9 protein-coding genes and 2 pseudogenes are annotated in these 14,071 nt (G+C 69.5%); 6 read left to right on the top strand and 5 right to left on the bottom strand.

Features of this window, described 5'->3' with window-relative positions; translation table 11 throughout:
* Positions 1 to 196 precede the first annotated feature (196 nt).
* Positions 197 to 715: pseudogene (locus ACFU8Q_RS30630) on the bottom strand (LLM class flavin-dependent oxidoreductase); the annotation flags it as partial.
* 403 nt (positions 716 to 1,118) lie between these two features.
* Here ACFU8Q_RS30630 and ACFU8Q_RS30625 point away from each other — a divergent pair.
* Positions 1,119 to 1,541 carry a YjbQ family protein gene (locus ACFU8Q_RS30625; protein WP_384459949.1) on the top strand — a complete coding sequence of 141 codons (423 nt, stop codon included), beginning with the start codon at positions 1,119 to 1,121 and terminating at the stop codon, positions 1,539 to 1,541.
* 137 nt (positions 1,542 to 1,678) lie between these two features.
* On the opposite strand, the gene ACFU8Q_RS30620 is transcribed toward ACFU8Q_RS30625, so the two are convergent.
* From ACFU8Q_RS30620 to ACFU8Q_RS30610, 3 genes are all read right to left on the bottom strand, one after another.
* On the bottom strand, positions 1,679 to 2,923 hold the full coding sequence (locus ACFU8Q_RS30620) for an SWIM zinc finger family protein (protein WP_384459946.1): 1,245 nt from the start codon (positions 2,921 to 2,923) through the stop codon (positions 1,679 to 1,681).
* Positions 2,920 to 5,754 carry a DEAD/DEAH box helicase gene (locus ACFU8Q_RS30615; protein WP_384459943.1) on the bottom strand — a complete coding sequence of 945 codons (2,835 nt, stop codon included), beginning with the start codon at positions 5,752 to 5,754 and terminating at the stop codon, positions 2,920 to 2,922. Before ACFU8Q_RS30615 ends, ACFU8Q_RS30620 begins: the two co-directional genes overlap by 4 nt.
* Positions 5,755 to 5,883: 129 nt before the next feature.
* Complete coding sequence (locus tag ACFU8Q_RS30610; RefSeq protein ID WP_384459940.1) at positions 5,884 to 8,127, bottom strand: plasmid pRiA4b ORF-3 family protein; 2,244 nt, start codon at positions 8,125 to 8,127, stop codon at positions 5,884 to 5,886.
* A gap of 260 nt (positions 8,128 to 8,387) precedes the next feature.
* On the opposite strand from ACFU8Q_RS30610, the gene ACFU8Q_RS30605 reads away from it, so the two are divergent.
* From ACFU8Q_RS30605 to ACFU8Q_RS30590, 4 genes are all read left to right on the top strand, one after another.
* The gene (locus ACFU8Q_RS30605) at positions 8,388 to 8,840 is read left to right on the top strand and encodes a hypothetical protein (RefSeq protein ID WP_384459937.1); all 453 of its coding nucleotides are present in this window, start codon (positions 8,388 to 8,390) and stop codon (positions 8,838 to 8,840) included.
* A 215-nt stretch (positions 8,841 to 9,055) separates the two neighbouring features.
* Positions 9,056 to 9,292 carry a hypothetical protein gene (locus tag ACFU8Q_RS30600; RefSeq protein ID WP_384459934.1) on the top strand — a complete coding sequence of 79 codons (237 nt, stop codon included), beginning with the start codon at positions 9,056 to 9,058 and terminating at the stop codon, positions 9,290 to 9,292.
* Positions 9,293 to 10,032: 740 nt separating this feature from the next.
* The gene (locus ACFU8Q_RS30595) at positions 10,033 to 10,236 is read left to right on the top strand and encodes a cold-shock protein (protein ID WP_361458513.1); all 204 of its coding nucleotides are present in this window, start codon (positions 10,033 to 10,035) and stop codon (positions 10,234 to 10,236) included.
* Between the two features lie 171 nt (positions 10,237 to 10,407).
* On the top strand, positions 10,408 to 11,895 hold the full coding sequence (locus tag ACFU8Q_RS30590; RefSeq protein ID WP_384459931.1) for a DEAD/DEAH box helicase: 1,488 nt from the start codon (positions 10,408 to 10,410) through the stop codon (positions 11,893 to 11,895).
* Between the two features lie 37 nt (positions 11,896 to 11,932).
* Here ACFU8Q_RS30590 and ACFU8Q_RS30585 read toward each other — a convergent pair.
* Positions 11,933 to 12,025 (bottom strand): annotated as a pseudogene (locus tag ACFU8Q_RS30585) (SAM-dependent methyltransferase); the annotation flags it as partial.
* Between the two features lie 362 nt (positions 12,026 to 12,387).
* Here ACFU8Q_RS30585 and ACFU8Q_RS30580 point away from each other — a divergent pair.
* A complete protein-coding gene (locus ACFU8Q_RS30580) occupies positions 12,388 to 13,677 on the top strand; it encodes an erythromycin esterase family protein (protein WP_384459928.1) in 1,290 nt (429 codons plus the stop codon).
* Positions 13,678 to 14,071: the final 394 nt, after the last annotated feature.

Here is a 14,071-nt window from a genome sequence, read left to right as displayed (position 1 = left end):
CAGTCCAGCCTGTCCGGCGCCTACCACGACGACATCGACCGTGTGCGCTGCGACCACCCCGAAGTTGTTCACGCTTCTACTAACTTCTTCGGGGGTGAGGATCTTCCCGCGATCGGCCGTGATGCTCGAAGCACAGAGCACAGAGCACAGAGCACAGAGCACAGAGCACAGAGCACAGAGCACAGAGCACAGGCGCTCAGCGACCGCCCGCGACGAGCAGCGAAGCCCCGCCGGGCGCGGACGCGGGCCGGCCGTTCGTGGCAGCCACCTCGAGCAGCGGCGACGCCGGTACGGTCGACAGCAGACCGCGCGCCGCCGGCTCGGGCGTCACGCCCTCGCCGAACCAGTACGCCTCCTCCAGATGCGGGTACCCGGACAGCACGAAGTGCTCCACACCCAGCTCGTGGTACTCCTCGACCCGGTCCGCGACCTCCGCGTGACTCCCGACCAGCGCGGTGCCTGCACCGCCCCGCACCAGGCCGATGCCTGCCCACGGATTCGGCGCGATCTCCAGCTTGTCGCGGGAGCCGCCGTACAGTGCCAGCATCCGCTGCTGCCCCACCGACTCGCTCCGCCCCAGCGCCTGCTGTGCGGCGGCGACCGTCTCGGCATCGAGATCGCCCAGCAGTCGCTCGGCCGTCGCCCACTCCTCCCGCGAGGAGTCGCGGGAAATCGTGTGCAGCCGGATCCCGAAGCGGACCGTACGTCCCCGGTCTCCTCGGCATGGCCGATGGTCGTGAGGGCTCGACGAGCAGTCCACGGTCAGGGGGAGGCACACCTCGGACGCACGGGCACGCGAACCGCTGCCGTCATTGCGGAACGGGCTACGACACGCGGTCGACGAGGTGGGGTACGCCGAAGCACATGCCAACAGGCACGTACGGCAGCGGGAACGGACGACCGGATCGCCCGGTCACCGTCGGCAGATGCGCTGAGAGGACGTCAGCAGCCGCAGCGTCACGCGGCGGAAGCCACCCGCAGCAGGTCGATGTGACCGCGCGAAGTGAGCAGACCTGAACGGAACATGGCGCTGAACGTAGTGATCCAGGACTGAAACGGTCAATGGTGTATCGGCACGTGGACGCGCGATCCCGCGGCACGAACGAGAGGATTGGTCCATGCCTCATGACTTCACCACGAGCGTCCTGCACATCACCACCGGAGCGACGGAATCCGTCACCGACCTGACGCACGACTGCGAACAATTCCTCGCCCGGACGGCCCCCACCGGCGACGGCCTGCTCAACATCTTCGTACCGCACGCGACCGCCGGCATCGCCGTCCTTGAAACCGGCGCGGGCAGCGACGCCGACCTCCTGGCCGCCCTCCACACCCTGCTCCCCGCCGACGACCGCTGGCAGCACCGCCACGGCAGCCCCGGCCATGGTCGCGACCACGTACTCCCCGCCCTCGTCCCACCGCACGCCACACTGCCGGTGATCGGCGGCCGGCTGGAACTGGGGACGTGGCAGTCGGTATGCCTGGTCGACACGAACGTCTCGAATCACAACCGTCAGGTGCGGTTGTCGTTCCTTGGCTGAATCCGGGGCAGCCACGACAGTACAGCCGATGTCCGGTCGCACCAAGTGAACCGGTGAGGGGCGATGCCGGATGACGGAGCAGTTGGTAGATGTGAACTTATGGGCTGAGGAGGCGGTTCACGGGTCTGTCGTACGTGTCACCTCTCGGTCTGCTGCCAGACGGAGGTGACCGCCGTGACGGGGTCGGGGTCGGCGGGTGCTGCCGGCCACCAGTCGCCGTCGTCATGCTGGAGGTAGGGGTACCAGCGGGTGTCGGGGCCCAGGCGCAGCTGGATGCGGTGGTCGGTGAGGGTGAGGCGGTTGCGCCAGGCCCTGAGGGCGGCGGGGGCGGTGGTCATCTCTGTGAGGGCCGTGGTCAGGGCGTTGCGCGCCGCCGCCATCACCGTCGGGTCGGGGGTGTGGGGGTGTTCGGCGACGGTGATGCCGATTGGGCCGCCATACCGCCAGGCGCGGGTGAGGCGGGCGAACGCGGTCGGTTTGGCACCGGTGTTCTGGATGAGGTGGTGGAACCACTCGGGGCCGCAGTTGCTCGCGGCGATCCGTGCCGCGTCCTCGTGCTGGTTCAGGTGGAGGCTGGTGGTGTCACCCGTGAGCAGCCGGGCGGCGCGTGCGGCGGTGTCCGCCATGAGGTGTTCGAGGTCCGTGGCAGACAGGCCGGTGCCGGGTGGCGGGGCGGCGGGCAGCGCGGCGGTGTGGGGGGCCGGTCCGGGGAGTTCGGGAAGGGGCTGAGTGTGTTCGGCCAGGGCAGCCCAGGCCGCGTAGGCGCCGGCGGCCGCGAGGCCGGCTGGGGCCGGTGGGGTGGAGGTCGCCTGGGCGGCCGTACGGCGGGCGCGCAGCTGGGTGAGGACTTCCTCCCGGCCGCGGCCGCGCAGGGCGAACACCACGAAGGGGTCGGTATCGATGGTGGCGGCGATGGCATAGCAGAGCGCGGCGGCGTGTTTGCAGGGGTAGCCCCAGTCGGGGCAGGAGCATTCGGGGTCGAGTTCGGTGGGCTGCGGGAGCAGGGGGACGCCCGAGTGCCGGGCGTCGTCAACGAGTTCGGCGGGCATCTCGCCGTCGAGGAGTGCGGCGAGATGCCCGGCCCGGGTCGCGATGGTCTCGAGGAGGATATTCCACTGCGCGTCGGTGAGGACGGGCAGGTGGACGGCGGAGCGGTAGGGGCGGGGCCTGCTGCCCTGGACGGCGGCTTTGACCTGGCCGGGGGCGATGGTGACGGGGCCGACCATGCCCTGGCGGGCGTAGGTGCGTCCGCGGGACAGGCGCCCCGAGTCCAGGGTGGAGTCCTCCAGGGCCGTCACCCATGCCTGGCCCCACCAGGTCGCGGCGAAGGCCCGCCTGCCGCGGGCCGGCACGCGGCGCGGGCTGGGGACCGAGGGGCTCATGACTGCCTCCCCAGGGCGACGAGTTCGGCGAGATCGTCGTCGGACAGTTCGGTCAGAGCAGCCTCACCGGAGCCGACCACGGCGTCGGCGAGCGCGCGCTTGGATTCGAGAAGCTTCGCCACCTTGTCCTCCACGGTCCCCTCCGCAAGGAGTTTATGGACCTGTACGGGCTTGTCCTGGCCGATGCGGTAGGCACGGTCGGTGGCCTGGTCCTCGACCGCCGGGTTCCACCAGCGGTCGTAGTGCACAACATGGGTGGCCCGTGTGAGGTTGAGGCCGGTGCCCGCGGCCTTCAGGGAGAGCAGGAACACCGGCACCTCGCCGCGCTGGAAGCGGTCCACCATCTCCTCGCGCGCGGTGACGGGCGTGCCGCCGTGCAGGAAGAGTGTGGGGACGCCTCGTTCCGCGAGATGCTTCTCCAGCAGGGTCGCCATCTGCTTGTACTGGGTGAAGACCAGCACCGACTCGCCCTCGGCGGTGATGGTGTCGATCAGTTCGTCGAGCAGCGCCAGTTTGCCGGAGCGGCCGTGCAGCGGTGTGGACTGGCGCAGGCTGTGCTCTTTCAAAAACTGGGCGGGGTGGTTGCAGATCTGCTTCAGCGCGGTGAGGAGCTTCAGGACCAGGCCGCGGCGGGCGATGCCCTCGGCTTCGGCGATCTTCGCCATGGTTTCACGGACCACCGCCTCATACAGGCTTGCCTGCTCAGCGGTCAGCGGTACGACACGGTCGGTTTCGGTCTTGGCGGGCAGTTCGGGCGCGATGCCCGGGTCGGACTTCTTGCGGCGCAGCAGGAACGGGCGGACGAGACGGGACAGCCGTGCGGCAGCCTGCGGGTCCTCGCCCGACTCGATCGCTCGGGCGTGCCGGTCGCGGAAAGCCGTGAGTGGGCCGAGGAGTCCGGGGGTGGTCCAGTCGAGGAGCGCCCACAGTTCGGAGAGGTTGTTCTCCACGGGGGTGCCGGTGAGCGCGACGCGGGCGCGGGAGGGCAGGGCGCGCAGCTCACGGGCGGTGACGGCGTAGGGGTTCTTGACGTGCTGGGCCTCGTCGGCGGCGATCAGCGACCAAGCGTTCTCGGCGAGGGCCTCCCGGTCGCGGCGCAGCACTCCATAGGTGACCAGGACGATCTCGTCCCCGGCCAGGTCCTTCAGGTGGCGGTCGCCGCCGTGGTAGCGGCGCACGGGAGTGGATGGTGCGAACCTGGCCGCCTCGCGCTGCCAGTTGCCGAGCAGCGAGGCGGGGCAGACGACGAGCGTGGGGCCCGCGGTGTCGGGATCGGTCTGGCGGTGCAGGTGCAGAGCGAGCAGGGTGATGGTCTTGCCCAGGCCCATGTCGTCGGCGAGACAGCTGCCGAGACCGAGCTCGCACATCTCGGCCAGCCAGGCGAGGCCCCGCTTCTGGTAGTCGCGCAAGGTGGCTTTGAGCGCGGCGGGCTGGGCGGCGGGGGTGCTGGATTCGGGGTCGCGGATGCGGGCGACGAGGTCGGCGAGCGCCCCGACCGCCGCGCAGCGAAGAGTCTCCCCGTCCCGCTCCACCTCGCCGGTGAGCGCGGCGCCCAGTGCTTCCATGGGAGTGAGCGGTTCCATCCGGCGGTGCTTGGCGCGGGCTACCAGCTTTGGGTCGGCGACCACCCACTGGTCGCGGAGCCGGACGAGGGGGCGGCGGGCCTCGGCGAGGGCGTCCATCTCAGCCTCGGTGAGCGGGTCGCCGCCGAGCGAGAGCTGCCAGCGGAAGTCGAGGAGGGTGTCGGCGTCGAGCATGCCGCCCGCGCTGGAGCCGGGCGCGGTGCGTTGCCCGATCTCTGCGGTCGCGGTAAGTGCCTTGACCAACTCGCGCGGCCAGTGCACGTCGATACCGGCCCCGCGCAGTGTGTCGGTGGCGTCACCCAGCAGGTCGAGGGCCTCGTCGTCGGTCAGCCGCAGCTGGTCCGGAGCCGCGTCCTTCAGTAGCCGGTCGAGCGGTGGCCAGACGCGGGCGCCGCGGCGCAGTGTGAGCAGCGTCTCGGTCTCGGCGCGCGGGCCGAGTAGCCGCTCCACTTCGGCCGGTTCGTTCCACAACTGTGCGGCCTCCACGACGAGCGCGGGATCCGTCGCTGTGTGCAACTGCAGGACGGCCCGGAACTGCCGACGCCTCCCCTCGGGTACGTCGACCCGCAGCGAGACCCTGACGTCGGCGGTGAACGCGGCGGCGGTCTCCTCGGCCCACTCGCGCAGGGCGGGCACGGCACGCGGCTCGCGCCAGGCGTACGGCAGGGCTCCCATAGCAAGCGGAGCGGCCGGGGTGCGGACCAGTTCGTCGGCGACCGCGTCGCAGAAGTGACCTACCAGCGCGGCCGGTTCCGCGATCCGGAGTGGTGCGGGACCGGGCTCGGGCAGGCAGTGGGCGTGGGGCGGGAAGGCGGCGGCGAGGGTGTCCAGCGTCTGCCGCTGGGCGGAGGTGAAGGGGCCCGCCTGCCAGGTGTCGTAGCCGGCGGGGGTGAGAGCCGGGTGGAGGCGGCCGTCGGCAAGTAGCCGCAGCGCGAAGCGGGCGGCGGCCTGCCAGGCGGCAGCGGAACGATGCGTCGGCTGTGCCCCGGACAGCGCGGCAACGGCGAGGGCGACCGGCAGCGCGTAAACCTCCACTCTGCGCCGTCTGACCGAGCGGCCGTGCGGGAGCACCAGTTCCGCCGTCTCGGCCTCGACGCCCACGGGTGCCATGCCTTCGACGGCGGTTGCCCCGGCGGGCTGCCAGAGCAGCAACCGGCCGAGGCGGGCAGGCTCGCCGGGGAGGAACACCGCCGCCCAGCCGCCGTCGAGCAGAATCCGCGCCCAGGCGGCCGACTCCGGTGCGGCCAACGGTGGCACGCTCCTCGTGCCCGTGCTCTGTTCCCGTACGAGGACTCGTGCCACTCTTCTCTTTCGCCTCACCGTCGTCCAAGCGGTCTTCACCGCGCCTTCGTCCACCAGCAGGTTCCGCCCCTGCTGTCACTGACGGGAGTGGGCCTTGTTCGCTGCGGTACGCATGCGTTTGGCCAGCCGTTTGTCGACGTCGCGCAGGCCCTCACCCAGTTCGGTGAGTACTTGGGCGGTGGCTGCGTGCTCCACTCGCCACAGGTCGTCCACCCGATGTTCGAGCGCCTCCGGCGCCGTGTTCCAGTTCTCCAGGAAGCCCTGGGTCAGCTCCTCGCTCTCCTGGGCACCGGCGAGGACCGACAGTCCGTCGATGAGCAGCCACAATTCGGCCTCCTCCGCCCGTGCCGGGTCCACGTGCGCTTCCGCCCCAGGGTGTGCGCCCAGGGTCGCGGTGGCCACCTGGCGGCACCCCTCGATGTCGGAGTCCGCTGCCTTGCGCAGTACGCGCAGTGCGCGGGGGTCGTCGAGGTCGGCCAGCACCAGTTGGGCTACGGCGCGCTTCGCCGCGGCCTCGGGGCCGTCTCCCGCGCAGGCGTCGAGCAGCCCCACCACGGCATCAGCCGCAGAGCGGTGTTCCAGCCACCCTTCGACCTCCCGGCGCATCTCCTCGGCGGAGTAGCCCAGGAGCCCTTGGAGCAGAGCGGCAGCGTCCGCTTCGGCGTACTCACCGAGCAGCGGCGCGGGCACACCGCACTCCATCAGGTAGGCACGGAGCCCATGGCGGCCGAGCGGGGTGAGCCGCATGCGGTCCCCACGCCTGTCGTCCCGCGAACGGTCAGGCGCCGCCGACGAGGTTTCCGAACCGCCGCCCAACTCCTGCCCGCCCATGGCGTTCAGGAGCGTACGGAGAGCCAACTCCGGCGAAGTGTCTCCGTCACCGGGCTCGTACTCCACCGCGCCCAACAGGGCGAGCCCGTCCCCGAGCTCCCGGAAGGACACCGCGAACAGCGCCTGGAAGAGTTCGAACTCCGGCCCGTTCGCGCCCACCTCGCGGGCCTTCGCACGCAGGTCGTCGACATCCACCCAGGTGTCGTCCGGAGCGTCGTACAGCAACCCGACCAGTGAGTCGGCGATCTCGGCCGTCAGCTCGCCCAGCTCACTGTGCCACCCGTCCAGCCCCCCCGTCTCACCGATCTCTTCCAGCAGATCGCCCATCGTGGTGGCCCAGAACTCCAGAAGGCTCTCGTCGGCGAAGTCAGTTGTCTCGCCGCCCCGCGCGCGACCCCCGCTGATCGTGATCAGCCCGCCGTCCACGGCTAGCCACCACGGATCATCGAGAACGGCCACGTCCTTGGCGCTGCGCAGCGATTTCAGCGCATGAGCCCGCGCGACGGCATCGGCATACGGCGAGTCGTCGTCGGCCAGCTTCCACAGCTGGAGTCCCTCGACGGCCTCACGGGCGAGCGCGGGCCGCAGTACCCGGCCGGCGGTGACCTGCCGTCCCTCGCGGCACCAGGCGGAGAGCCGCAGCGCCGCGTCGAAGAGCGGGACACCCCGCACGGCAGCGATCAGGTCCTCCTGCGGAGCCAGGGTCACCGGGCGCAGCACAGGCACATCCTCGTCCGGTCCGTCGACTCCGGCCTCGACCGGATCGCCCGCCCGGCACTGCCCGCAGGTGCACAACGCCACGTCCTCGGCGGTCAGCCGACGGACACCGCCGTGCCCGCCCCGATCGCCAGTCGGCGGCTTCGCCGTGCCGGACACCGTGTCCGGCATCAACCGGGCCAGCCGCGCGGTGATCCCGTCCCGGTCGAAGGCCGCCGGATCGTAACCGGCCACCCGCAGCTCGGCGACAAGCTCACCGTACGGGCCATCCCCGGCCCCGTCCGGTGCATCGAGGAACTTCAGCACCTCGGCCAGCCCCCACACGCGGCCGATGTCCTCGGCCGGGACATCGGCGCGACGTCCGCCGACGCAGCGCACCGTCCGCTCCGCGCCGACCGGACACGGCAGAGTCTTCTCCAGCGTGATCCCGTGCTCCCAGTTCTCACCGAAGTCGTAGACGTAGCGCAGCCGTGCTCCCTCCGCGGCCAGCACGTCGCCGAGCGCGGTGGCGTCCTCGTCGCCGACCCCGTGGCCGAAGCCGAGATCGATGTCGGTGAGTCGGGCCGCATCGCCGTACCCCTGGCCGAACTCGTCGGTGAAGAGGTGCAGATGGCCGCCATGCCATCCGAAGGCGACCTGGATGGCGTCGTGCAACGTCCCGAGCGAGGTGTCGGACGGCAGTACCAGGCGCCGCCACAGGGGTGGTTTCGTGCCGTGCAGCACGATCTTCAGCTGGAGATCGGACGGGTCCGTCCTCCCGTTTTGCCGCATCTGCTGCTCCCACCGCACCGGGGCCACTCGAACGGCCCCATCATGGTGCTGTCGGTGGGCCTAGCCCAAACCCGGTTGTGGTGGCCACCGTCCATCTGGGCACCTTTGGTCTCGACGCTGCCCGCAGCGGATATCCTGCTTCCTCACTTTCGCGGGCAGAGCAGGCGATCGGGAGCCCACGGCCCTGCCAGCCACAGTTGTCACAGCCCTCGACATGTGCAGACGCAGCGAAATGCCGTGTTTCGTAACCGACCGGGTGCTTGAGCGACGCGGAGACGGTGACGGGAGGAGGAGCCCGGCTGCTCGGCTACGTATTGCTCGGCCTGGGCATTGCAGCGATCATCTCCGTCGTCTTCGGCCACGTGGCCCAGCGGCACTTCGCCCGACCGAGCCCCGCGATCGCGGCCGTCTCCATCGTCGGGTACACCGGTTTTCTCGTCGGCCCGCCGATCACCGGTGCCCTCGCCGAGGCCACCAGCCTGCGCACCGCCATGCTCGTCCCGCTCCTGCTCATGGCCGCGATGGTGCTGCTGGCACGACGGCTGGACTCCGGCCCCGACGGCGGCTGGGGACACCCGGCCGAACAGACCCCATGGCCGCATCATGGGTCGGTACGGAGCGGAGCCGTGGCGCATCCCTGCACGAAGAGGCGGCACTCGACCTCCTGCTGGAAGATCTCGCGTAGACCGGTGGCTACGCTGGGGTTGCCTTAACGGAGTTTGGTGGATACGAACAGGGACAATCCAAGCCGGAAGGTCCGCCTGTCGTTCCTGGGTTGAGGCGGTGCGGTGTGGCGACTGCAGACCTGATGTCCGGCCGCTCCGGGCGAGCCTGGAGGCAGTGCGGAAGGACCGTTCGCGGGGACGGTCCGGTCTCGCTTCCTTCGGTCGCCCCGAGGGCGGTTCGTCCTCGGCATCTACTGCACCGCATGCGTGGGGAAGACCTGCTTGCTACGTCACCCGGCAGGCTCGCCGACGCGGCAGATGCGGTCACCGCTCGCGTCGACGAGACCGCACCCGCCGTCCTGGGCGCCCGAGGGGCCCCGGCAATGACCGAAAGCGCGATGGGCATCGGCCTGGGAGTGGCCCAGGGCAGCCCCGTCGCCGGGGGCATCGTGCAACAGGTCACCCCCGCGCTTGCCGGGCAGGCGGAACGGATCCGATAGCACCTCAGCAGGCGGACGCGCAGCAATCACGTGCGGCTGCTGATGCCGCCCGTCCAGGAACTCCCCCCGCTGTTCTCCGGGTCGCCGGCACCGAAGCCGTGGAGTCGGAGGCCGCCCTCAGAACGGGCATCTCGGCAGCAAGTAAGGACACACCGAGTCTGGGCCACCATGACGACGTGATTGCCAACGTTCTCGCGTACCAAGCCCGTTAACACGGCCTGGTGGTTCGACCGAGTGACGTCGAACTACGTGAGGAGGGGGAGGCCTGGTGGCGGAAGGGATGCGAGCAGCTCGACACCGAGTAATTCCGGGCCTGTCTTTTGCGGAAATGATTCGAGATAATCCGAGTCGAGAGGTACGTTCGACTTTCCTCGGGCAAAGGAAGGGTCGTGGAGGCCAGGTGCTCGTCGCCGGAGAGGATGAGTTCTCGTTGGTCGCACCTCGAGTAATCTGAAAATTCGCCTTCCGTGTATACGCGAGTTGGCACCGGCTGACATATTGATCCGGGCGCTGCCGCGAGGCCGAGGCTTTACGTCACGGGTGAAAGTAGTTCGGATGTCCCTGCTGTGCTAGCATTGACTGTAGTTGCAGTCGTGGTTCCCGAAACTTCAAATGCCTTGGCGGCTGTATGCCGTCGGGCATTTTTTGTATCTCCGGTGCTTATCCGGATGGGGTTCATTGTGGCAACGCAGGGGTTCACACGGTGTGGGCCCGCGGGCACTGCCCCAAGGAGATGTGACATGGCTACTGGCACCGTCAAGTGGTTCAACTCGGAAAAGGGCTTCGGCTTCATAGAGCAGGACGGCGGCGGCCCGGATGTCTTCGCCCACTACTCGAACATCGCCACGCAGGGCTTCCGTGAGCTTCAGGAAGGCCAGAAGGTGAATTTCGACGTCGTGCAGGGTCAGAAGGGTCCGCAGGCGGAGAACATTACTCCCGCCTGACGCCGAAGCGCGTGAGATAGCTGGGGCTCCGCCTTGCGTTGGGGCCCCAGCCTTCTGCTTCCTGCATTCCGGTGGAATTCTTTTAGTCTCACATTCGGCTCGTTCTTGCAATTCATCCGGCTCATCCTGTCGGGAATTCCTCGATGCGCGCCCTGTCGAGGAAGGTTCTCCATGAGCCGTTCAGTTCGTACGAACGACCGTTTCCGCCCACAGGACCAGAGGCACCCTGGCGCCGGTCCAGGCGATACCGGGCGCCGCTCCTCCGCAGCACAGGGGGAGTTCGCGCTGCCGATCACCGTCACCCCGGCCCTCCCCGCGGCCGCGACCTTCGGCGAACTGGACATGCCGGTCGAGTTGCTGAAGATGCTCACTGGCCTCGGCCTGAACGAGCCGTTCCCGATCCAGGCCGCCACGTTGCCGAACTCCCTCGCAGGGCGTGACGTCCTGGGCCGCGGGCGCACCGGATCGGGCAAGACGCTCGCCTTCGGTCTGGCGCTCCTCGTGCGGACGGCCGGGCAACGTGCCGAGTCGCGGAAGCCGCTGGCCCTGATCCTCGTCCCCACGCGCGAGTTGGCCCAGCAGGTCACCGATGCGCTCGCCCCGTACGCTCGGTTGCTGAAGCTGCGGCTGGCCACTGTGGTCGGCGGCATGTCGATCGGCAGGCAGGCCGGCGCACTGCGTGCCGGGGCCGAGGTGGTCGTTGCGACTCCTGGCCGCCTCGCGGATCTCATCGAGCGCAAGGGCTGCCGCCTGGACCGGGTGAAAATCACCGTCCTGGACGAGGCCGACCAGATGGCGGACATGGGCTTCATGCCGCAGGTCACCGAATTGCTGGACCAGGTACGTCCCGACGGCCAGCGCATGCTGTTCTCGGCCACGCTGGACCGCAACATCGACCTTCTTGTCCGTCGTTACCTCCATGACCCGGTGGTCCATTCGGTCGACCCGTCGGCGGGTGCGGTCACCACGATGGAGCATCATGTGCTGCAGGTGCACGGCGCCGACAAGTACGCCACCGCCACCGAGATCGCGGCCCGCGACGGGCGCGTGATCATGTTCCTGGACACCAAGCATGCTGTCGACCAGTTCACCAAGCACCTGCTGAGCAGCGGCGTGAAGGCCGCGGCGCTGCACGGCGGCAAGTCGCAGCCCCAGCGCACCCGCACCCTGGCGCAGTTCAAGACCGGCGACGTCACGGCGCTCGTGGCCACCAACGTCGCGGCTCGGGGCATCCACATCGACGACCTCGATCTCGTCGTCAACGTCGACCCTCCCGGCGACCACAAGGACTACCTGCACCGCGGCGGCCGTACAGCCCGCGCCGGCGCGTCCGGCAGTGTCGTCACGCTGGTCCTCCCCGGCCAGCGCCGGGACATGGCCCGTCTCATGTCCGACGCGGGCATCAGGCCGCAGATCACGCAGGTCCGCTCCGGCGAGGCCGAGTTGAGCCGCATCACTGGTGCCCAGGCTCCCTCCAGTGTCCCCGTCGGCGGCGGCGGCGGGTCGGTCGCGGAGCGCCCGAAGCGCGGCGGCGCCCCCTTCCGCGGTGTGGGCACCCGCCCAGGGCGGGCCGGCGGCGGTGGCGAGTCTCGCCGGTCTGCCGAGGCCCGCCAGATTGCCGAGGCCCGCAAGGCCGCCCGGGTCCGTCGTGGCGCATAGCTCGGCAACGGTGCCCTCGTACGCGGTGTGGCGTGACTCAAGCCGACTTGCGCCACACGGAGATGCGCTTCGCGGAGTCCTGGGTGAACGGCGCCCCCTCCCAGTCCGCGATGCGCCGTTCCAGCTCGAGACGAGTTTGCCGCCCGGGCCCACGAGCTGGAGCACATCCTCTCGAACCAGAAGCTGAGCCTGGACGCCCGCCTACGGCGATATCCCCGGCTCACCGCCTACGGCGATAAGCCCGCCGAAGGCGCCCTGCCTCGCGATGAAGCGCCGGAATATTCGTGTGCCCGTGTACGGCGCCCGGTGCTAGGTTTCGATCATGGCAATCTTCAGCAATTTTCTCTGACGAGGTTCGTCGGCAGACGCGGTGCGCCGTTGGCCCAGTGGCCCGGCGCCGGTTGCGCCTGCGCGTCGTCGCGTCACTCGTCCGCCCGTGTGCGAATGAGTGGCTGTGCCCTGAACCTCCGAGCCGAGAAATGAGCTCTACTTGTGCCTCGCACCGTGCTTGCCGATTGGTTCCGCGAGCACTCCAGCACCCTGACCACCCTTGATCCCGAGCAGCCCCTCGACGACCTCGAAGGGCTCCGAGAGATCGTCGGCGATGCCCGGGTTGTGGCAGTCGGCGAGGGCGCCCACTTCGTCGAAGAGTTCTCGCGCGCACGCCAGCGGGTGCTGCGCTTTCTCGCCGAACGCTGTGGATTCACCGTCTTCGCCATGGAGTTCGGCTTCAGCGAAGCCTTCCCCCTCGCCCGGTGGCTGCTGGGCGACGGCGACGACGGGGACCTGGCGAAAGTGAGCCGGGCCGCCGCCGAATGGGGCGCCGCAGATCTCATGCACTGGCTGCGCCACCACAACCGCACCAGCGGACACCCCTTGCGCTTCGCCGGCCTCGATATCCCCGAGGCCGGCGGGGCGCTACGACCTGCCCTGGAGCCGGTGGCCGAATACCTGCGCGAGGTCGACCCCGACGCACTCCCCCTTGTCGATACGGCCCTGGAGATCAGCGACCGGTTCCTCAGGGGATGCGGTTCCGGCGCCACGGCCGCGCCCGCATGGGCCGGCCTGGAGACTGCCGAGCAGAACAAACTGACTGCCGTACTGGCACGGCTGTTGCTGCGGCTGCGCGCCGTCGAACCGCTCTACGTCTCCCGCAGCAGCCAGAGCCGCTTCGACATCGCCCGGCGCCGGGTGGAAGCGGCCTGCTACACCGACTACATGTTCCAGGCGTCAAACGCGCTGATGTCCGGTCGGGGCCTGGCCGCGGACCTGTCGGTGCGAGAGATCTACCTGGCCGAGTCCCTGCATTGGCACCTGGACCACGCCGAACCGGGGACCCGGGTAGTCCTTGCGGCACACAACAACCACATCCACAAGACGGCGTTTTCTTTGGATTTCGGCGGCGGCCTCACCACACTGCCCATGGGCCAGCACCTGCAGCGGATGCTCGGCCAGGACTACCGCACCGTGGCGCTCGTCCACACCGCCGACCATGTGCCGGAGATGTACCCCGACCAGAGCGCCGCGGTCGGCTTCACCCTCGCCGAAGCCCCCCTTGAGCCTGCCGAGCCCGGCAGTGTCGAGGCCGCTCTTATCGATGCCGGACTCGCCGACCGGATCACCTTGACCGACCTGCGCCACGCACCGCGCGACGAACAGGGGGCACCACTGATCAACGGGCTCCGTTTCCAGAGCTCCCATCTGAGCACCCCGGTCCCTGAAGCGTTCGATGCCGTGCTCGCCGTCCCGACGGTCACCCGGGACCGCTCAGTGCGCTTCTGACCAACCTGAACCCGAGCAGGTGGGGCCTCCGGCCGGAGACCCCACCTGCCTACGGCTCAAGGAGGCGGATTCGGTGCCGCCCGCACTGGACGATCTGCCAACAGCACCAGGAACTCGGCACGGATCGGGTCGGTGATGGACGCGGGCACGACAGGCACAGACGTTCTCCCAGGATCGCAGAGCGTCAGCAATTCCGTGATCAGCAGACGCCTGCCCGTCGTGCCGTCAATCCGACGCGTTCATGACCTACTGGCGGACGCTCTTACGACCTCACCCGCGATGGAGAGTGGATCAGCGGGCGGCGTCGTGCGGCTTCGAATCCAAGGCGGAGGAGGGAAGCGACGCGGAGCGTCGTTGACCGACGACAACGCCGGAGGCGGAGTCGCAGGGCGTC

Source organism: Streptomyces sp. NPDC057543 (genome assembly GCF_042801895.1).
In the GTDB taxonomy this organism is placed as follows: domain Bacteria; phylum Actinomycetota; class Actinomycetes; order Streptomycetales; family Streptomycetaceae; genus Streptomyces.
Note: the sequence above shows the minus strand (reverse complement) of the source record. Positions and strands in the feature narration are given on the sequence as shown.